This is a genomic window from Mesorhizobium sp. M4B.F.Ca.ET.203.01.1.1, from assembly GCF_004791025.1.
GTDB classification, from domain to species: domain Bacteria; phylum Pseudomonadota; class Alphaproteobacteria; order Rhizobiales; family Rhizobiaceae; genus Mesorhizobium; species Mesorhizobium abyssinicae.
In genome coordinates, this window is sequence record NZ_SRUO01000327.1 from 1 (window position 1) to 222 (window position 222).

The 222-nt window shown below is 63.1% G+C and carries 1 protein-coding gene; it reads right to left on the reverse strand.

Annotated features, from left to right (window positions below):
- The coding region (locus tag EN846_RS34920; RefSeq protein ID WP_135914191.1) for a hypothetical protein at nucleotides 1–222 on the reverse strand (222 nt) is incomplete at both ends.

The window sequence follows — 222 nt, forward strand, 5'->3', positions numbered from 1 at the left end:
TCGGCGCCGAGCACGTCAGGCGTTCCGTCGCTCAGCACATTGCCCGAGACCTGCGCGCCTTCAGAGACGCTGTTGGTGTTGGCATAGGCCGTCGGCACGTCGTCGACGATGTCGACCAGGATGGTGCCGGTGGTTGTGTTGCCGTGTGCGTCGGTCACCGTATAGGTGAAGCTGTCCTTGTCCTGTTCGGTGGTGATGCCGTTGTTGAGGGTCGCGCCGTCA